The sequence below is a fragment of the Novacetimonas pomaceti genome, assembly GCF_003207955.1.
Lineage (GTDB): Bacteria > Pseudomonadota > Alphaproteobacteria > Acetobacterales > Acetobacteraceae > Novacetimonas > Novacetimonas pomaceti.
Genome location: NZ_NOXG01000002.1, coordinates 333,624 through 352,072 on the forward strand (window position 1 = coordinate 333,624; position 18,449 = coordinate 352,072).

Sequence of the window (18,449 nt, forward strand, 5' to 3'; positions counted from 1 at the left end):
AACAGTTTCCAGACTGTCCCTCAATTGGCCTTGAGCGATTCCCTGAGCATTTCCAGCTCCAGCCATTTTTCCTCCGCCGCCGTCAGGTCCGCCTGCACCTTTTCCAGCTTCTCCGTGGTGGCGGTGAAGCCGTCCGGGTCGCGGGCGTACAGGCCCGGATCCGCCAGGATGGCGCGCAGGCGTTCGACCTCCTTTTCCAGATCCGCGATCTGTCCCGGCAGCCGTTCAAGCGCATGCTGGTCCTTGTATGACAGCTTGCGGCTGGCGGACTTGGGGGCAGGGGTGGCGGATTGCGCCGGACGCGCCTTTGCCGGGGGGGCGGCCAATGGCCGGGCGGCAAGTGTTTCGTCCTGCCGCTGCGCCAGCATGTCGCTGTAGCCGCCGGCATATTCAACCCATCTGCCTTCGCCCTCAGCCATCAGCACCGAAGAGGCGACCCGGTCGAGGAAATCACGGTCATGGCTGACCAGCAGGACGGTCCCCGCGTACTGCGCCAGCATGTCCTGCAGCAGGTCGAGCGTTTCAAGGTCAAGGTCGTTGGTCGGTTCGTCCAGCACCAGCAGGTTGGACGGCCGCGCCAGCGCGCATGCCAGCATCAGGCGTCCGCGTTCCCCCCCCGACAGGACGCCCACCGGCGTGCGGGCCTGTTCGGGGCGGAACATGAAGTCCTTCATGTATCCGATGACATGGCGTTTTTCATGCCCGACCTGCACCATGTCGCCGCCGCCGCCCGTCAGCGTGTCGGCCAGCGTGCGGTTGGGGTCAAGCTGCCTGCGCTGCTGGTCCAGCGTTACGATGGACAGGGCGGTGCCGACCGTGACCGTGCCGCTGTCGGGCGTGTCCTGCCCTGTCATCAGGCGCAGCAGGGTACTCTTGCCCGCGCCGTTGGCCCCGACGATGCCAAGCCTGTCGCCACGCAGGATGCGCAGGTCCAGATCGCGCACCACCGTATGCTCGCCATAGGATTTGCTGATGTCCTCCGCCACGGAAACCAGCTTGCCCGACAGTTCGGCCTCGCGCGCTTCCATCTTCGCGCCGGTGGCGGGCTTGATCGCCTCGCGCCGGGTCTGGCGCAGGGCGGCAAGTTCGGCGACGCGGCGGACATTGCGCTTGCGCCGCGCCGTCACGCCGTAACGCATCCAGTCTTCTTCGCGCGCGATCTGGCGGTCCAGCTTGTGCGCGTCGCGTTCTTCCTGTTCCAGCACCTCTTCGCGCCATGTCTCGAACCGGGCAAAGCCCTGGTCCAGGCGGCGCGTGACGCCACGGTCCAGCCAGACGACCGAACGCGACAGCGTTTCCAGCAGGCGGCGGTCATGGCTGATGATGACCATGGCGGAAGACAGCGACAGCAGTTCGCGTTCCAGCCATTCGATGGTCGGCATGTCGAGGTGGTTTGTCGGTTCATCAAGCAAAAGCAGGTCAGGCTCTGGCGCCAGGGCCCGCGCCAGCGCGCATCGCCGTGCCTCCCCCCCCGACAGGTTGGCGGGGTTTTCGCGTCCCGTCATGCCCAGTTCGGACAGGAGGGCGGCCGCCCGGTAATCCCGATCCCCCGGCCCCATGCCCGCCAGCACGTAATCCAGCGTGGTTTCAAACCCCGACAGGTCGGGTTCCTGCGGCAGGTAGCGCACGGTGGTTCCGGGCTGGAGGAAACGCGTGCCGCTGTCGGCCTGCAGTTCGCCCGTCGCGATGCGCAGCAGGGTCGATTTGCCGCAGCCGTTTCGCCCCACAAGGCAGATCCGTTCACCGGGCGATACGCCAAATCCGGCCCCGTCCAGCAGCGGCGCGCCACCAAGGGTCAGAGTAATGTCCTGAAGGAGGAGGAGGGGAGGTAAGGCCATGCGCGTTTGTCACCTACTCCCGCCGCAGGTGCAAGGGGTCAGCGGACCGTTGCTTCCAGCGTGCGCAGGAACGCCTGTCCCCATCCCAGCGCGGTGCAGCCCTCAAGGTTGCGGCGGCATGTCCGCCAGCGTTCGCGGCGTTCTTCCCTGGGCATGCCAAGGGCATGGTTCAGCGCGTCGGCCAGGTCGTCATGGTCCAGCGGATTGACCAGCAGCGCCCCATCCAGCTGCCGCGCGGCCCCGGCCATGCGCGAGAGGATCAGCACGCCCGGATCGTCCGGGTCCTGTGCCGCGACATATTCCTTGGCCACAAGGTTCATGCCATCGCGCAGCGGCGTGATGTATCCGATCTGCGCCTGCCGCATGTATCCCGACACGACCCGGCGCGGGCTGCCGCGCGTCAGGAAACGCAGCGGGGTCCAGTCGGCCTGCCCGCGGCGGCTGTTCAGCCTGCCGATCAGTCCCTCCAGTTCCGCGCGCAGGGCCTTGTAGGACGGCACGTCCACCCGGCTTTCCGCCGCGATCTGCAGGAACGTCACGTTGCGCTGCCAGATGGGATAGCTTTCGAGCAGTCGGTCATAGCCCGCCAGCCGGTCGCACAGGCCCTTGGTCGGGTCCATCCGGTCCACGCCAAAGATCAGCTTGCGCCCCGCGAGGGAGGAACGGAGCTGCTTGAGTTCCGGGACCTCGATGGCGTCGGCGGCCGTCTTGGCAAAGGCTTCGGGGTCGATTTCCACGGGGAACGTGCTGACGCGCACCGTGTGTCCCTCGAACTGCAGGGTGTCGTGCGTGACCAGCGTGGCCCCGGCCGTGCGCTGGGCCGCGAAGATGAAGTTGGCCGTATCGTCGCTGGTCTGGAAACCCAGCAGGTCCGCGCACAGCATGTCGCGCAGGAACGTCCCCCCGTCAGGGGCGATCGCCAGCATGTCCGGCGCGGGGAAAGGCGTGTGCAGGAAAAAGCCGATCGGCATTTTCACCCCCTTGCGGCGCAGCAGTGCGGCAAGGGGCAGCAGGTGGTAGTCGTGGATCCAGATCGTGTCGTCGGGCCTGAGCAGCGGCAGGAGGTTGGCGCAGAACCGTTCATTCACCGCCCAGTAGGTCGCAAGTTCGCGCCGTTCGAAATGTATGAACTCCGGCAGGGAGTGCATCAGCGGCCACAGGGTCGAATTGGAAAAGCCGGTATAGTAATGCTTGTGTTCGGCCGGGGTCAGGCCGATGGTCGCGTATTCGACGCCCCCCGCCTGCTGCATCTGCGGCGGGGTCGTTTCGGCGTCCGCGCTGGTGGTGCCGTTCCATCCGAACCACATACCCCCCTGAAGGGCGAGCAGGTCATGCAGTACAACCGCAAGCCCGCCGGGCCTCAGGCCTTCTTTAGGGACGGGGACGCGATTGGAGACGATGACCAGCCGTTTCATGTTTTCCTCTTCCAATCTGTCCGGGCCCTCATGCCTGCGCGAGCGGGTGGCCTCACAATGTCGCAGGCACCTTGACCGATGCAAGCCGGTCCTCGTCATGCCTGTGTCGCGTGTCTGTTCTGCGCCGGGCCGGAAGATGGGTGCCGCGCCCCCGGCGCGCGGTGGCGGGGGTCTGATGTCGGGCCGGAAACATCATGTCGCGGGCGTCAGGCCGGTGGCGCCAGGGCAATGGCATCAAATGACACCGGGACGATGGCGCCAGGGCGGGGACCTCAGGTCAGGGGCAGGCCGCCGCTGACCGCCTGGTATGTCGCGATCGCCAGTGTCAGGGGTTCGAACGGCTTGGTGATGACGAAGGCCGGTTCGATCCGTTCGCCCGTCAGCAGGCGTTCGGGATAGGCGGTGACGAAAATCACCGGGATGTTCTGCTGCTGCAGGATCTGCGACACCGCCGTCATGCCGTCGCCGCCCGCGCCAAGGTTGATGTCGGCCAGGATCAGGCCGGGACGGGTGCGGGTGGCGATTTCGACCGCCTCCTTTTCCGTGGCGGCCACGCCGGCGATCTTGTGGCCGCACTTGTGCACCAGTTCCTCGATATCCATCGCGATGATCGGTTCGTCCTCGATGATGAGGACGTTCGTCTGCGCGCAGGATTTCAGGCCGGTATAGGCGCGTTCCAGCGTGGCGCGCGCGGTGGCCTCGTCCAGGCCCAGGACGCGCGCCGCATCCGGGAGGCTTAATTCCTCCAGCGCGGTCAGCAGCAGGAGCTGGCGGTCCAGCACCGTAAGGTCGCCGCCATGCGGTGGCGCGGACGAGGTATAGTGGCGCGATATCCATTGATACAGTCGAAGACGAGGGCGCAGGGCGGGGTCGTCAACGGCGATGAGTTCACGCAGGCTCTCAGCCACCAGGAGATCCCCCCGTGACTGGCTGCCTGACAGCGCCCTGGCATAGCGTCTGGCATAGGGAAGGGCGCGGAGCAGATCTTGACGCCGGGAAAGCGGCATGTGGACTTCATCCCCCCGAAGAAATTGTTACACCGTAAACCATTACGGCGTTAGGCTGCGCAACTGGAGTTATGGAGAGTTAAACAAACTGACCCAGAGCATATCAGCCAGTTCCCAGACCGTAACCCAACTGCGCAAGGAGATCATGTCTCTTTTGCCGCATTTGCGTGGGTTTGCCAGATTTTTGACCGGCGAGGTCTCGTCCGCCGACGACCTTGTGCAGGAAACCGTGCTGCGCGCGCTGGCGGGGCTGGACCAGTTCCAGCCGGGCACGAACATGCGGGCGTGGCTTTATACCATCGCGCGCAATCTTTTTTACGAAACCGCGCGCCGGCGCAGGCGTGAGCGCGACGTGATGTCCGATTACGCGACCAGTCCCGATCGCGCGTGTTCCGACCGGCCCGCAAGCGACGGCGACGACCTGCGCGATCTGGACGGGGTGATATGGCGGCTGACGCCCCGCCTGCGCGAGGCGCTGATCCTGATCGGCGTGCAGGAAATGACCTATGCCGAGGCGGCGGAGGTCTGTGGCGTCAGCGTGGGCACGCTCAAGGCGCGGGTATCGCGGGCCAGGACGCAGATCATGCACATGATCGGCACCGGTCGCGACGCGCCGCCCACAGCTGAATCCGGCCCCGGTTCCGACGACTGAGCCGCATGGCGCGGGGAGGGAGCGCTACAACTCACGGTTTCGTTACATCAAGGATGCAACCCTTTTGCAAGCCCGTTCATTGCACAGGTATGAAAGGGGACAAGACAATGACAAATGACTTTCACGACCAGGTGATAGCACTCCTGCCCCGACTGCGGGTCCAGGCCCTCTCCCTGACGCGCAACCGTGCCGCGGCCGATGATCTGGTGCAGGACGCCGTATGCAACGCGCTGTCCGCGCAGCACAGCTTTACCCCCGGCACGAATTTCCCCGCGTGGATGCATCGCATCCTGCGTAACCGTTTCATCTCCGACCTACGCAAGAAGCGCGAGACCGGCGATATCGAGGACGTCCCCACCGCCGTCCTCGCCTGCAGTGGCGCGCATGAGGAACGCCTCGCGGTCAAGGAACTGGCCAGCGCGATGGATCGCCTGCCGGCCGACCAGCGCGAGGCGCTGGTGATGGTGGTGATGCAGGGCATGAGCTACGAGGAACTGGCGGAAGTCAGCGGCTGCGCCGTCGGCACTGCCAAAAGCCGCGTTTTCCGCGCGCGCCGCCAGCTTGAGGCATGGCTGGAGGGCGAGGAACAGACCACCGAAACGGTGCGCCTGCGCGGTGTGGTCGCCCGTCTGCGGCAGGGCGCTGCCTCCCGGCTGGAGGCCCGTTCCCGATAGGGATGGCCGCACATTAACCTGCACATTAATTAGTTATTAAATGACGCTTTGAATTGTGATCAAAATGTGGCACGTGAGGAAGCGGGGTCCGTGTGCCCCCGACTTCTTTCGGAAAATAGATTGCAACTGCGATGCTTATCCGAAGTTTGTGAACAAATGAATATAAGCTTCGGGATAATGAAATGCCGTTAAAGGAGAACTGTCCTCCTAGGCAACCAGAAAAAAAGAACAATAATAGTTCGAATGACGCGTTCGAATTGTGGTTGAAGCGGGGACTGCACCAATTGTTCGATGATGTCGCCAATGAACCAATACCTGAGGAACTGCTGCGATTGATCAAGAACGATCGCGAGCGCAAGAAATAGATGAAGAAATGGTTTCGCCGTTCCTCGGCCGGGAATGGCGAGGGCAGATCCCATCGCACCCTGCTTCGCATCGGGCGGCTGTTCGATGCGGTGCGGGTGCGCATGATGGCCATCATCCTGTTCGCCGCCATGCCGATCGCCCTGATCGGAGGGGTGCAGGCGTGGCGGAACTATCACAAGACGCTAGCCGCCCCCGGTTACCGCACCGACCTGATGCTGGAGCGCGTCAATCTGGAAATCCGCCACGAAGTCGATGACCTTGGCGGCATGCTGCGGGTTGTCGGGCACATGGCGCTGGATGATGACGGCATCCGGCACATGCTGGAACTGGCGCAGTCCCTGACCGGCCATCATTACGAACAGATCGCGCTGGTGGACGCGCTGGGCAATGTCGTCACCCAGGTGGGCCAGGCGGGGGGCGCAAAGCGCCTCGTCCTTGACGACATGCCGCGCTTTCAGGGCGACGTGCGCGTGTCCTACATCACTGCCGACGGGCAGGGGCAGGGTATTCCCATCGCATTCCGCGTGACCGTGGCGACCATGATCGGCGATGGCAGCGGCCATCTGGCGCGCAGTGGCTTCCTGACCGGCATCATGCCGCTGTCATGGCAGGACCGCACGCAGCGTCCGGGCGATTCCCGTCCCGACATCGTGCAGCGCGACAGTCCCGTCGCCATCTGGGTCATGAGCCCGAACGGATCGGCGGCGGCGCCGCTGTGCGGGGATTGTGGCTGGCCCGCGATGCCATCGCCCATGCTGATGGAACGGGTGCGGCGCATCATGCATGTCGGCCGTGATCATGCGCGCGGCACGCTGCCCGATGGGGCATTTTCCCTCGGCCGGGTGGAGGGGGGCGTCTTCGTGCTGGCGGCCACGCGGCGCAACGCCAACGAACGCCACGCCGTGCTGATGTTCGCGATCGCGCTGGTCACCAGCGGGCTGCTGCTGCTGACCGGCCTGCTGGGCGCGTCGAAAAGCGCGGATGTGCTGATTGTCTCCCCGCTGCGCAAGCTGACGGCCTCGGTCAATCTGTGGCAGCTGGGGGGCGTGTACGACGTGCGTTCCAACTGGGCCATGCCGTTCGAGGTGCGACAGCTTGCCCATGCCTTCAGCAAGGCGACGCGCAGGCTGGCGCGGCATGAGCGTCGGCTGGAACGCGCGGCGGTGCGCCAGGAGCTGCTGCTCAAGGAAATGCATCATCGGGTCAAGAACAACCTGCAGATCGTCGCCTCCCTCCTCAACCTGCAGGCCGACCGCATAACGCAGCCCGCCGCGCGGGAGGAATTCGCGCAGGCCCGCGACCGGGTGCGCGCGCTCGCGACGCTGCATCGCTACCTTTATGCCGAAGGCGGCCTGTACAACCTGAACATGCAGAGCTTCGTGCGCGAACTGTGCGGGCAGATCATGCATGCGATCGGCGAGCCGGATGACGGGCGCATCACGCTCGACATTCAGGTCGAGGACCTGCTGATGGTGCCCGATCAGGCCGTGCCGCTTGCCCTGATCGTGACCGAGGCGGTCAGCAACACCATCAAATACGCCTTTCCCGATCACGCCCGCGGCACGCTGGAGGTCGGGCTGCGGCAGGTCGACAGGATGCGGGCGTGCCTGTGGATCGCCGATGACGGCGTCGGCATGGCGGCAGGCCGCGTGCGACGCGGCGGGGATGAGCGCAGCGGCATCGGCCTGCAGCTGATCCGTGGCTTTGCCCGCCAGCTGGGCGGGGAGCTTCAGATGTTCGAGGAAAATGGCACGCGCTACGTGCTTGTCTTCGTCATCCAGCAGCCCGAACCCGATCAGGATGATATCTGAGGGGTAAAAAACGCATGGCTGCCCCATGCATGCGTTACAGCCGCATGGGGCCTGATGACTGTCCCTGACCCGGTTCCTTCGGTATAGGGAGCGATCATGAGTGATGACAAGACAGTGATGAAGGCGTGGACGCGGGCGCAGTCACGTCTGGGACGCAGGCAGGCCATGCCCATCGTGTGCCTCGGCCTTGTTTCCAGCATGCTCGGCGCGGGACAGGTATGGTGCGTGGCCAATGTGCTGGGCCACGTGCTTGCGCCTTCGCCCGGCGGGTCCGTCGCATGGTCGCTGGTGGCACTGGTGGTTCTTGCGGTGCTGCGCGCCGGCTGTCAGGCGATGTCGGACATGGCGGCGGCGCGGGCCGGCATGGGCGCGCGCAGGCGGCTGCGTGGCGACGTGCTGTCCGCCATCCTGCATGGCGGCCCCGCCCTGTTGCGCCAGCATCACAGCGGGGCGCTGACGGCGCTGGCGGTCGACCGGATCGAGGCGCTGGACGGATTTTTCGCCCGCTGGCTTCCGGCCTCCATCCTGTGGGTGGGGGCACCTTTCGTCCTTGGCGTCATCGCCGCCTTCGTGCAGCCGGGATCGGCGCTCATCATGGCGCTGTGCGGGATCGCGGTGCCATTCGGGCAGGCGGTTTTCGGCATTGGCGCGGCGGTCGCCTCACGCAACCAGTTTCTTGCGATGCAGCGGCTGCAGGCGCGCTTCCTTGACCGTGTGCGCGGGATCGCGACCATCGTTCTGGCGGGCCGGACCGAGGACGAGGCGCGCAGGCTCGCCATTTCCGCCGATGACCTGCGACGGCGCACGATGAAGGTGCTGCGCGTGGCGTTCCTGTCCTCCGCCTCCATCGACTGCGCCATGGTCGTGGCGCTTGTGCTGATCGCGCTGCGCAATGGCGCGACCCTGCTGGCGCTGCATCAGGCGGGCGCACCCGCGACGCAGATGACGGAAACGGCGGTCAGGGCGCTGTTCGTGGTGCTTCTGGTGCCGGAATTCTTCGCGCCCTTCCGTGGGCTGGCGCTGGCCTACCAGGATCGTGCCCATGCCTCTGGCGCGGCGGCGGCGATGGTCGCCCTTCCCACCCCGCAGGAGACGCGCGCGGCGCGGGACAGGGTGCTGGATGTGGCCGGGCATGGCGTCGGCGTACGGTTCGAACATGTCGATTTCATGTGGGACGCGGCGCGTGGGCCGACATTGCGCGATGTCAGTTTCAGCGTGCCCGCCGGCCAGACGCTGATCCTGACCGGGGCGTCGGGGTCGGGCAAGTCCACGATCATTGAAATGCTGCTGGGCTTCATCACGCCCGACCGGGGGCGCGTCGTGTTCAATGACACGGACATGACCACGATCCCGCCGCAGGCGCTGAGCGCCCTGATCTCCTGGATCGGGCAGAAGCCGGTGCTGTTCGCGGGCACCTTGCGGGAAAACATCCTGTTCGCCCGTCCCGACGCGGACGAGGCATCGGTGCAGGCCGCCATCCATGCGGCCTCGGTGGACCGGTTCGCAGCCGACCTGCCGCAGGGGCTTGAAACCCGTATCGGCGAAGGCGGCTTTGGCCTGTCGGGCGGGCAGGCGCAGCGTATCGCGATCGCGCGCGCCTTCCTCAAGGACGCGCCGCTGCTGCTGCTGGATGAACCGACCTCGCACCTTGATCCCGCGACGGAGGCGGACGTCTTCGACTGCCTGCGCAGGCTGGCGCAGGGCAGGACCGTCATCCTTGCCAGCCATTCGGCATCGGTCGGCATGTTCACGGGACAGCGGGTGGAGCTGGACCATGGACAGGTGATTTCAGGGGAAACGGCGGCATGATGAGATCGCGTACGGAACATCGCCATCATACAGGCAGGCGGGAGCATGTGTTCGCGCCCGTACTGACCATCCTGTCGATCTGGCGGCTGCGCGCGCCCCTGCTGACGGCGGGCTGCATCCTGTCGCTGCTGGCGCTGCTGTGCGGCCTGCTGCTGACGCGCGAGGCGGGGATCCGTGTCGCGGGCATGGCGATGGGCGGGATCGTGATTACCGTCGCGGCCCTGCGGGTCCTGGGCGTGGCGCGGGTCGGCCTGCGATATGTGGAACGGCTGGTGACCCATGACGCGATGTTCCGCGCGCTGGCGGACGTGCGTGTGTGGTTTTTCCGTCACCTTGCGCGCGGCGCCGCGGCGGGGCTTGGCTTCCGCAGGGCGGGAGACCTGCTGTCGCGCCTTGTCTCGGATGTGGAGACGCTGGACGGCCTTTACCTTCGCATCATCGTGCCGCTGGCCGGCGCGGTCATGGTGCTGCCGTTCCTGTTCCTTGCCATCAATCTGGTCAATTCGCCCCTCGCGATCGTCATCGCGGTCCTGTTCGCCATCGGCGCGTTCGTCATGCCGGTCTGCGCCGCCGTCCTTGCGCGGCGTGACGGCGGGCTGGTCAACCATCAGGCCGCACAGCTGCGCATCGGCGTGCTGGACATGGTGACGGGCCTGCGTGAAATCCGGACCTTCGGGGCGGAGGGACGGATGCTCGCCAACGTCACGGCGCGGGACGAGGCCCTGTTCCGCGCGCAGATGCGCCAGTCCCGCGCGCTGGCCCTTGCCGGCGGGGCGTCGTACCTGTGCGGGCAGCTTGCCGTTGTCATCGTGCTGGCGGCGGCACTCGGGATCGGTGGCATGGGACCCTTGCCCCCGCTGCCGGCGGCGGGCGTGCTGTTCCTGACGGTCGCGGCGTTCGAAAGCATTGGCGGCCTGACCCGCGCTGGCGCGCTTGCGGGTAATGTCACCCGCGCGGCGGAACGCGTGGTCGGGGTTGATGCCAACGTCCGGCACGCGGCCCCGCAGGGCAGCGCCCCGGCCCCCGCCGGCACCGATATCCGTTTCGACAATGTCGCTTTCCGCTGGAGCGAGGATCGCGTGCCGGTGTTCGACGGCCTGTCGCTCGACATCCCGGCGGGCAGCCGTGTCGCGGTGCTGGGGCCGTCGGGCGCGGGCAAGTCCACTCTGGCCGCGCTTCTTCTCAAGGTAGTGGCGCCGGATTCCGGGCGCGTGCTGCTGGGGGGCGAGGATATCGCCGGCATTTCCGACGATGCCCTGCGCCAGCGCATGGCGTGGCTGTCGCAGGCCACCCACCTGTTCGAGGACACGATTCGCAACAATCTGCTGCTGGGCCGTCCGGATGCGTCCGACGATGACCTGTGGGTCGCGCTGGACCGCGCGCGGGTTGGCGATCTGGTGCGCGACATGCCCGAAGGCCTTGATACGTGGCTGGGCGAAGGCGGGGCGAGTGTGTCGGGCGGACAGGGGCGGCGCATCGCGCTGGCGCGGACCCTGCTGTCGCACGCGCCCATCCTGATCCTTGACGAACCCGCCACCGGGCTGGACGCGGAAACGGAGCAGGACTTCCTGCGGACCCTCAATGAAGTGACGCAGGGCCGGACGGTCATCCTGATCGCCCATCGCCTGACGGGGGTGGAGCAGCTGGACAGAATATGGCGTATTTCGGGCGGCCATGCGGTGGCGGTGGCGCGATAATGAATGCCCGCCGCCCGGAAAGGATTGACGTAGGTCCGCTCTGGGGGCACGAAGTAGCGGAAATTACGGATCGTATCGCGCCTGCGCAGGATGCGGGGATGCGGTTCCGACGGTCCAGCGTAAATATATTTTTATCAGGAGTGGTCCATCATGCGTCGCCTGTCTATCCTTCTGGGTCTTGGTCTGCTGGCGGGTTGCGCGGGGGGGCACCCTGCCAAGTACGTCGTGTTCTTCACCCAGAATTCCACCCAGATCGATCCCCCGGCCCAGACGGTCATCTCGCAGGCGGCCCAGCGCGCCCTGTCGCATAACGGTACCGTCCGGGTCGAGGGATATGCCGCGGCGTCCAAGGACCTGTCGGCTGATGAACTGCTGGCGATCGACCGCGCCAAGATCGTGGCGCGCCAGCTGGCGGTCGATGGCGTGGACGCCAGCCGCATCCGTCAGCAGCCCCGTGGCCCCGTGAATAACGAGGACGGCGCCCTTGCGTCGCGTCGCGTCGAGATCGAGGTGACCCGCAACTGATCCCCGACGGGATGATCCGTCCGGTGATCCGGTTTTTTCATCTGCCGGTGGATGTGTGACGATGGCCCAGGACATTGACACATCCCCGCGCGGCATACTGTCACGCATATTTGGTTTCCCTGATTTCCGTGGCCTGCAGCAGCAGGCCGTGGATCAGGTGATGGCGGGGCAGGACTGCCTGGTCCTGATGCCCACCGGTGGCGGCAAGAGCGTGTGCTATCAGGTGCCGGCGTTGAGCCGTCCCGGCACGGGGCTGGTGATTTCGCCCCTGATCGCGCTGATGGACGATCAGGTCGCGGCCCTGCGCCAGCTTGGCGTCAATGCAGGCGCCCTCCATTCCGAACAGGAAGCGGACGATGCCATGCGCGTCCGTTCCGACCTTGCCGCCGGGCGGCTTGATATCCTGTATGTTTCCCCCGAACGGCTCCTGTCGCCGGGCATGCTTGAACGGCTGTCGCGCCTGACGCTGTCGGTCATCGCGATTGACGAAGCGCACTGCATTTCGGCGTGGGGGCATGAATTCCGTCCCGAATACCGGGCGCTGGCTTCCCTGCCGCAGCATTTTCCCGGCGTGCCGCGCATCGCCCTGACCGCGACGGCTGACCCGCGCACGCAGAGCGATATCCTCGAAGCGCTGGCAATGCCCGATGCCACCGTGCTCAAGGCAAGCTTCCACCGTCCCAACCTTGATGTCGCCGTCAGCCCCAAGACGTCGGAGATGCGCCAGCTTGTCAGCATCCTCGACCGTCACAAGGGGGAGGCGGGCATCGTCTATTGCGGCAGCCGCAACAAGACGGAGCGGATCGCGAAATCCCTGTGCGATCGCGGTTATGTCGCGCTGGCTTTCCACGCCGGGCTGTCGCCGGTGGAAAAGCGTGCGGTCCTGATGCGCTTCCGCTCGGGCGAGGCGGTGGTCATCGTCGCGACCATCGCATTCGGCATGGGAATTGACCGCCCTGACGTCCGCACGGTGATCCATCTGGACATGCCGGCCTCGCCCGAGGGGTATTACCAGCAGATCGGCCGTGCCGGGCGCGACGGGGAAACCGCCGAAACCGTGCTGCTGTATGGCGGCGACGACATCGCGCGCGCCCGTTACTGGCTGGAGCAGTCCAACGCGCCCGAGGCCCAGCGCCGCATCATGAGCGGCCGGCTGGAGGCGATGATCGCGCTGGCGGAGACGACGGGATGCCGGACGGAGGCCCTGCTGGCCTGCTTTGGCGAACGTCTGGAACAGCCATGCGGGCATTGCGACAACTGTCGCAATCCCGCGGTCACGTTCGACGGCACGGTCGCGGCGCAGAAGGTGCTGTCGGCCATATACCGCACGGGGCAGCGTTTCGGCGCGGTGCACGTGGCCTCTGTCCTGCGGGGCAAGGCATCGGACATGGCGGGGCGGCACGGGCATGACAGGCTGAGTGTCTTCGGCATTGGCAAGGACCGTCCCGAAGTGTTCTGGCGTGGCGTCATCCGGCAGCTGATCGCGCGGGGCGCGATTCGGGTCAGCGGGGAATATAATGCCCTCTCCCTTGACCAGGCGCGCGCGCGTCCCATCCTGAGGGGGGAGGAAGTCGTCTCCCTCAGGGAAGACGCGACTGAGGACCTGCGCGCGGCGGGGGGCGAACGGCGCGGCGGCGGCAGGCTGGATCCCGATACGCTGCCGCCGGAGGTGGCGCGGCTGTACCGTGCCCTCAAGGCATGGCGCCTGGGCGAGGCGCGGGAGCAGGAGATCCCGCCCTATGTGATTTTCCATGACGCGGTGCTGCATGATATCGCGCGCGAACGTCCCGCCAGCCTGCATGAGCTGGGCACCATCAAGGGGGTGGGATCGTCAAAGCTGGAACGTTATGGCGACGCGGTCCTGCAGGTCCTGTCCGAGACGCCGCCAGAATGATGCTGCCAGAATGATGCCGCCGAAGTAACGCCGCATCCGCCGGGGATGTGTTTTTCTGTTATGCAATCACGCCGGCGGGGCCTGTATCGGGCCATGGCCGCCGGAACTTCTGCCTGATGATGAGTAATTTCCATGCGTTGCCCGTTTTGTGGACATGAAGATACCCAGGTCAAGGACAGCCGCCCGCACGAGGATGGGGCCGCGATCCGCAGGCGTCGCATCTGTGCCTCCTGCGGGCAGCGTTTCACGACGATCGAGCGCATCCAGCTGCGTGACCTGATCGTGGTCAAGGCGGATGGCAGGCGGGTTCCGTTCGAACGTGACAAGCTGGCGCGTTCGGTGCGCATCGCCCTGCGCAAGCGCCCTGTCGATGAGGAGCGCATCGAACGCATCGTCAACGGGCTGGTCCGGCATCTCGAGGCCGCGGGGGAGCCGGATATCCCATCGGCCGATATCGGGCGAAGGGTGATGGAAACTTTGCGGGAAATCGATTCGGTGGCCTATATCCGCTTTGCCAGCGTGCACTGGGATTTCAGGGAAACCAAGGATTTCGCCGCGATACTCGAGACGATCTCCACCTCTGTCGCGGCGGATACGGCCCCAAAGGATGGCGATCAGGCCCCCGTGGCGGATAAATGACGCCGAAACCCTATGGACCCGATGCGTCAAAGAGGCGATGAAGCCCTGATCGCGCACGACGCCATAGCAGGAGACAGCCAGACATGACACAGACAGGCGCCGACGCCCCCACCGGCGGCAGGAACAGGTCGAGGACGGCATCGCGCGTGGGCGCGGTTCAGGCGCTGTTCCAGATCGAGCAGGCGGGCGACAACCCCGAGACCGTGGTGTCGCAGTTCACGCGCCATCGCCTGGCGAGCGGCGACGCCCCTTCGGAATATGCCGAAGGGCAGGTGCCCGATGCCGACGTGCGCCTGTTTACCGCCATCGTGCGTGGCAGCGTGGCGCGCAGGGAACAGATTGACGCAATGGTCATGGACGTCCTGCCGTCATCGTGGCCGATGGAACGCCTGGACCCCGTGCTGCGCGCGCTGCTGCGCGCGGCGGGCGGCGAACTGACCGCCGCGGACCCCGCGCCCAGCCGCGTCATCATCAACGAATACATGGATGTGGCGCACGGTTTCTTTTCCGGCGAGGAACCGCGCATGCTCAATGGCGTCCTTGACACGATGGCGCGCAGGATCGCGGGCGAAGCGCCCCGTCAGGCGGAAGCGTCAGCCCCGTCCGCGCCGGATGACGGGCCATCGGCCGGCTGAGCCGCGTAAACGGCGCCACAGCCGCCTGAAAGACGAGGTCGCATGTCGCAGCATCAAACTGGCGGACCTGCCGCCCTGCCTGCGGAATTCGGGTTTATCGGGCGCATCTTCCGCCCTCTGGCCGGGGAAGGGGCGCTGGACCTGCGCGATGACGCGGCTGTCGTCACGCCCCCGCCGGGACGGCAGATGGTGATGGCGGTCGATGCGATGGTCGAGGGCGTGCATTTCCTGTCCGATGACCCGCCCGATACGATCGGGCGCAAGCTGCTGCGCTGCAACCTTTCCGATCTCGCCGCGATGGACGCGACGCCATTGGGTTACCTGCTGACGGTGGCGCGTCCCCCGGGATACGCCGAAGACTGGTTCGCGGATTTCGCCGCCGGGCTGCGTGCGGACCAGCAGGCATATGGGCTGGGGCTGCTGGGTGGCGATACGACCTCCACCACCGGGCCGCTGGTGCTGTCATTGACGATCGTGGGGCATGTGGCCAGCGGTTGCGTGTTGCAACGCAGCACGGCGCGCGCGGGCGACGGGCTGTGGGTAAGCGGCACCATCGGGGACGGGGCGCTCGGGCTGCTGGCCCTGCGGGGGCGGGTGGCCGATCCCGGACATGTACTGGCGCAACGCTATCGCCTGCCCATCCCCCGGCTGGGGCTGGAACTGCATGGGATTGCGACGGCGGCGATGGATGTTTCGGACGGGCTGGTGCAGGACGCGGGCCATCTGGCGCGTGAAAGCGGTCTGGACGTGGACATCGACGTCGATCGCGTTCCCCTGTCGGATGCGGCGCGCGCCGCCGGTCCGCAATGGCGCGAAACCTGCCTGACGGGTGGGGACGATTACGAACTGCTGCTGGCGGTGCCGCCGGAGCGGGAAGCAGCGCTGCAACGCCAGGGCCGCCGCCATGGGGTGCCCATGACGCGCATCGGACGCTTTACCGACCCCAGCGGCGCGGCGGGCACCGTGCGTCTGCATGACGCGCAGGGTGCGCCGGTCAGTGTCGCGCGCCCCGGCTGGAGCCACCTGTAAGCCCCGGCATCGCATGATATGCCGGTGTGCTGTGGACAGCCTGAAAGGCTGGCATAAGCAGGTTTTCGGTGAGGCTGTTTTCAGGGGGCTTCGCAAAGCACCGCATTTTGGGGAAAAGTGACGTCTTTCGAAGCTTTTTATAAAAAGCTTCACCAAAAAATTTTCATAATTTCAGTGTGTTGCCGGGTCCGCCGTTTCAAGCGGCCTTTCAAAGGTCGTTATCGCTCAGGGCGCGGTCATATACGCGATAGCGCTTGTAAGGCTGGGGCGCGATCCGTTCGATCAGGCGGCGGATCGGCAGGTTGCTTTCCAGCACCCAGCCAAGCTCCACCGTGCGGTAGGGCAGCACGCGCCCGCGCTTCATCAGTTCGGTAATGGCCAGCGCGGGCATGATCGCACCCAGCGCCGTTCCCTCCAGCCGGGAACTGACGCCCAGCAGGATGACGCGCGCGGAATGGAATTCATGGCGAAGCAGCCGCTTGCCCAGCTTCAGCCAGCCCAGCGGCGTGGGGGCGCCGCCCAGGTCGCTGGAGATGTCATACACGTTGGGCACCACCAGGGCGAAGGCCACCGGCTGCTCGTCCTGTTCGATCAGGACATAATGTTCGGGGCGAAGCAGGGGGCGAAGCTCGCTGATCATGCCGTCCACCTCCTCGCGCGTCAGCGGGAGGGAGCCCCAGTTGTTGCGCCATGCGTCGTTATAGAGCTGGCGCAGGATCTCCCCTTCCTCATGCAGGCGGCTCATGTCCAGCCCGCGCGTCCTGATGCTGCCAAGGCGGCCTTCGCCCATCTTCAGGCTGGCGGGGACAAGGTGCGCCTCCTCCGCGTCGGGGCCGGTAAAGATGCGATAGGCCAGCAGGTCTTCCTGCCCGACCATGCCGCAGGCTTCCATCATGCCCGGCAGCCAGTGCGGATGCCACGGCATGGCGACCATCGGCAGTTCATGCTGGCCTTCGATCATCATGCCGAATTCGCCGTTGCTGTTCGGTGTCTGCGGGCCGCGCATGACCTTCATGCCCCGCTCCCGCAGCCATGTCGCCGCGGCGTCGAGCAGGGCGGAAACGACCCCCAGGTCATCCACGGCGTCAAGCGCGCCGAAAAAGCCGACCTTCTCCTTGATATGGGCGATGGCGATCGGGTCGATCTGCGCGGAAATGCGCCCCACCGCCTCCCCATTGCGCATGGCGAGGAAATATTGCGCCTGCCCCCGGCGGAAGAACGGATTGCGGCCTGGCAGCAGCAGGTCGCGCTGCACCATGTCCAGCGGGGCGACATAACCTGGCAGCCCCGCATACAGCAGGCGGGGTAACTGGATGAAGGTGGTCATCTGACGAAAACCGGAAACGGGAATAATGACAAGTTGGTCGGCTTCGTTCATGACCTGTCCGCAGCTTCCTGACTGTGCTGGCGTTACCATTGCCGCGCCGGGGGGGCATGACGTGGCGGGAATGTCAGCGAGTGGTGTAGAAGGTTGAATAACCCGTTCGTTGTGCTGATGGCACAAAATGGTGGTGGAAAGGAAGACAGACAATGGAAGTACGGCCCGGCCAGAACATGAACGGGACCCCTGCCTGGGCGCTGATTACCGGCGCGTCGGGTGGAATTGGCGCGGAACTGGCGCGGCTTTATGCCCGCAGGGGCTGGAATCTGCTGCTGTGGGGCCGTGATGAGGGCCGTCTGGAGGCCGTGGCGCGTGACTGCAGGCGTTATGGGGGGGATGTCCGGATACGCGCGCTTGATCTGCAGGACGGGCATGCCGCAATTGCATCCTATCGGGAGGACGATGCCCGGACGCCGATTGACCTCGCCATCCTCGCGGCGGGGCTGGGCGACATGAAGACGGCTGATGACGTGACCGAAAAGGCGGAGACGGTCCTGGAACTCGGGCTGGTGAACTACGCCACGCCGTCGGCCATGGCGGCCGCCGCGGCGGAGGCGATGGTCCGGCGCGGACGTGGGCATATCGTGCTGGTGGGATCTGTCGCGGCCTTTCACGCCATCCCGTTCGCCGCCGCCTATTCCGGGTCCAAGGCCGGGCTGAAGCGTTTCGCGGAATCACTGCACATGGCGCTTTCCCCACATGGTGTGGGGGTAACGCTGGTATCGCCCGGTTTTGTCGATACCGCGATGAGCCGTCGCGTCGTGGGGTTCAAGCCCTTTCTGCAAACCGCGCCCTCTGCCGCGCGGCAGATCGCCCGCGCGGTGGAGCGCAACAGGGCGCACGTGGTCTTTCCCTTCCTGTTTTCGATCCTGCGGCTGGTGGACGTGATCGTGCCCTGGCCGTTCAAGCGGTGGATCCTGTCGCGGCTGAAGGCCGGTCAGGTCCCGCGTGGGGAGGTGTCGCAGGATGAGCAGGATGGACAGAAAAAATAATATTCACGCGCGGCAGGTCCGGATTTGACGGTTTTACGTGACATCAGTCAATGTGACGTCCCTGTTTCCGGCCATAGTTGCGTCA

16 protein-coding genes are annotated in these 18,449 nt (G+C 65.8%); 12 read left to right on the top strand and 4 right to left on the bottom strand.

The features are described 5' to 3' along the window. Positions 1–20 precede the first annotated feature (20 nt). From CFR71_RS03860 to CFR71_RS03870, 3 genes are all read right to left on the bottom strand, one after another. Positions 21–1,838 (bottom strand): ABC-F family ATP-binding cassette domain-containing protein, encoded by a 1,818-nt coding sequence (locus tag CFR71_RS03860; protein ID WP_110527211.1) that lies wholly within the window; start codon positions 1,836–1,838, stop codon positions 21–23. A 38-nt stretch (positions 1,839–1,876) separates the two neighbouring features. Beyond that, positions 1,877–3,253 carry an alpha,alpha-trehalose-phosphate synthase (UDP-forming) gene (locus CFR71_RS03865; protein WP_110527596.1) on the bottom strand — a complete coding sequence of 459 codons (1,377 nt, stop codon included), beginning with the start codon at positions 3,251–3,253 and terminating at the stop codon, positions 1,877–1,879. Positions 3,254–3,525: 272 nt separating this feature from the next. After that, a complete protein-coding gene (locus CFR71_RS03870; RefSeq protein ID WP_110527214.1) occupies positions 3,526–4,260 on the bottom strand; it encodes a response regulator in 735 nt (244 codons plus the stop codon). Between the two features lie 130 nt (positions 4,261–4,390). Here CFR71_RS03870 and CFR71_RS03875 point away from each other — a divergent pair, with 130 nt between their 5' ends. The 11 genes from CFR71_RS03875 to thiL all read left to right on the top strand — a co-directional run bounded on the left by CFR71_RS03875 (position 4,391) and on the right by thiL (position 15,991). Next, complete coding sequence (locus CFR71_RS03875; protein WP_110527599.1) at positions 4,391–4,912, top strand: sigma-70 family RNA polymerase sigma factor; 522 nt, start codon at positions 4,391–4,393, stop codon at positions 4,910–4,912. Between the two features lie 107 nt (positions 4,913–5,019). Next, positions 5,020–5,586 (top strand): sigma-70 family RNA polymerase sigma factor, encoded by a 567-nt coding sequence (locus tag CFR71_RS03880; RefSeq protein ID WP_110527218.1) that lies wholly within the window; start codon positions 5,020–5,022, stop codon positions 5,584–5,586. Between the two features lie 182 nt (positions 5,587–5,768). Beyond that, positions 5,769–5,951, top strand: coding sequence for a NepR family anti-sigma factor (locus CFR71_RS16820; RefSeq protein WP_110527221.1), 183 nt, complete (start codon positions 5,769–5,771; stop codon positions 5,949–5,951). After that, positions 5,952–7,763, top strand: a complete 1,812-nt coding sequence (locus CFR71_RS03890; RefSeq protein WP_206057853.1) for a sensor histidine kinase — start codon at positions 5,952–5,954, stop codon at positions 7,761–7,763. A gap of 96 nt (positions 7,764–7,859) precedes the next feature. Further along, positions 7,860–9,572: a thiol reductant ABC exporter subunit CydD gene (gene cydD, locus CFR71_RS03895; RefSeq protein ID WP_110527225.1), complete on the top strand. Its 1,713-nt coding sequence runs from the start codon at positions 7,860–7,862 to the stop codon at positions 9,570–9,572. After that, on the top strand, positions 9,572–11,269 hold the full coding sequence (gene cydC / locus CFR71_RS03900) for a thiol reductant ABC exporter subunit CydC (RefSeq protein ID WP_110527228.1): 1,698 nt from the start codon (positions 9,572–9,574) through the stop codon (positions 11,267–11,269). The genes cydD and cydC overlap by 1 nt, the downstream gene beginning before the upstream one ends. 150 nt (positions 11,270–11,419) lie before the next feature. Continuing rightward, positions 11,420–11,794 carry an OmpA family protein gene (locus tag CFR71_RS03905; RefSeq protein WP_110527231.1) on the top strand — a complete coding sequence of 125 codons (375 nt, stop codon included), beginning with the start codon at positions 11,420–11,422 and terminating at the stop codon, positions 11,792–11,794. Between the two features lie 61 nt (positions 11,795–11,855). Next, the gene (gene recQ, locus CFR71_RS03910; RefSeq protein ID WP_110527234.1) at positions 11,856–13,688 is read left to right on the top strand and encodes a DNA helicase RecQ; all 1,833 of its coding nucleotides are present in this window, start codon (positions 11,856–11,858) and stop codon (positions 13,686–13,688) included. A 132-nt stretch (positions 13,689–13,820) separates the two neighbouring features. Then, positions 13,821–14,327 carry a transcriptional regulator NrdR gene (gene nrdR, locus CFR71_RS03915; RefSeq protein ID WP_110527237.1) on the top strand — a complete coding sequence of 169 codons (507 nt, stop codon included), beginning with the start codon at positions 13,821–13,823 and terminating at the stop codon, positions 14,325–14,327. 83 nt (positions 14,328–14,410) lie between these two features. Continuing rightward, on the top strand, positions 14,411–14,962 hold the full coding sequence (nusB, locus tag CFR71_RS03920; protein WP_110527240.1) for a transcription antitermination factor NusB: 552 nt from the start codon (positions 14,411–14,413) through the stop codon (positions 14,960–14,962). Between the two features lie 42 nt (positions 14,963–15,004). After that, positions 15,005–15,991 carry a thiamine-phosphate kinase gene (gene thiL, locus CFR71_RS03925; RefSeq protein ID WP_110527243.1) on the top strand — a complete coding sequence of 329 codons (987 nt, stop codon included), beginning with the start codon at positions 15,005–15,007 and terminating at the stop codon, positions 15,989–15,991. A 208-nt stretch (positions 15,992–16,199) separates the two neighbouring features. Here the strand turns inward: thiL and CFR71_RS03930 are convergent, their stop codons facing one another. Next, a complete protein-coding gene (locus tag CFR71_RS03930) occupies positions 16,200–17,369 on the bottom strand; it encodes a hypothetical protein (protein WP_110527246.1) in 1,170 nt (389 codons plus the stop codon). Positions 17,370–17,521: 152 nt separating this feature from the next. Between CFR71_RS03930 and CFR71_RS03935 the strand changes: the two genes are divergently transcribed. After that, complete coding sequence (locus CFR71_RS03935; RefSeq protein WP_110527250.1) at positions 17,522–18,364, top strand: SDR family NAD(P)-dependent oxidoreductase; 843 nt, start codon at positions 17,522–17,524, stop codon at positions 18,362–18,364. Positions 18,365–18,449 lie beyond the last annotated feature (85 nt).

Coding starts and splice junctions, on each gene's coding strand:
- CFR71_RS03860 (WP_110527211.1), bottom strand. CDS start 1,838: ATGGCCTTACCTCCCCTCCTCCTCCTTCAGGACATTACTCTGACCCTT.
- CFR71_RS03865 (WP_110527596.1), bottom strand. CDS start 3,253: ATGAAACGGCTGGTCATCGTCTCCAATCGCGTCCCCGTCCCTAAAGAA.
- CFR71_RS03870 (WP_110527214.1), bottom strand. CDS start 4,260: ATGCCGCTTTCCCGGCGTCAAGATCTGCTCCGCGCCCTTCCCTATGCC.
- CFR71_RS03880 (WP_110527218.1), top strand. CDS start 5,020: ATGACAAATGACTTTCACGACCAGGTGATAGCACTCCTGCCCCGACTG.
- CFR71_RS16820 (WP_110527221.1), top strand. CDS start 5,769: ATGCCGTTAAAGGAGAACTGTCCTCCTAGGCAACCAGAAAAAAAGAAC.
- CFR71_RS03890 (WP_206057853.1), top strand. CDS start 5,952: ATGAAGAAATGGTTTCGCCGTTCCTCGGCCGGGAATGGCGAGGGCAGA.
- cydD (WP_110527225.1), top strand. CDS start 7,860: ATGAGTGATGACAAGACAGTGATGAAGGCGTGGACGCGGGCGCAGTCA.
- cydC (WP_110527228.1), top strand. CDS start 9,572: ATGAGATCGCGTACGGAACATCGCCATCATACAGGCAGGCGGGAGCAT.
- CFR71_RS03905 (WP_110527231.1), top strand. CDS start 11,420: ATGCGTCGCCTGTCTATCCTTCTGGGTCTTGGTCTGCTGGCGGGTTGC.
- recQ (WP_110527234.1), top strand. CDS start 11,856: ATGGCCCAGGACATTGACACATCCCCGCGCGGCATACTGTCACGCATA.
- nrdR (WP_110527237.1), top strand. CDS start 13,821: ATGCGTTGCCCGTTTTGTGGACATGAAGATACCCAGGTCAAGGACAGC.
- nusB (WP_110527240.1), top strand. CDS start 14,411: ATGACACAGACAGGCGCCGACGCCCCCACCGGCGGCAGGAACAGGTCG.
- thiL (WP_110527243.1), top strand. CDS start 15,005: ATGTCGCAGCATCAAACTGGCGGACCTGCCGCCCTGCCTGCGGAATTC.
- CFR71_RS03930 (WP_110527246.1), bottom strand. CDS start 17,369: ATGAACGAAGCCGACCAACTTGTCATTATTCCCGTTTCCGGTTTTCGT.
- CFR71_RS03935 (WP_110527250.1), top strand. CDS start 17,522: ATGGAAGTACGGCCCGGCCAGAACATGAACGGGACCCCTGCCTGGGCG.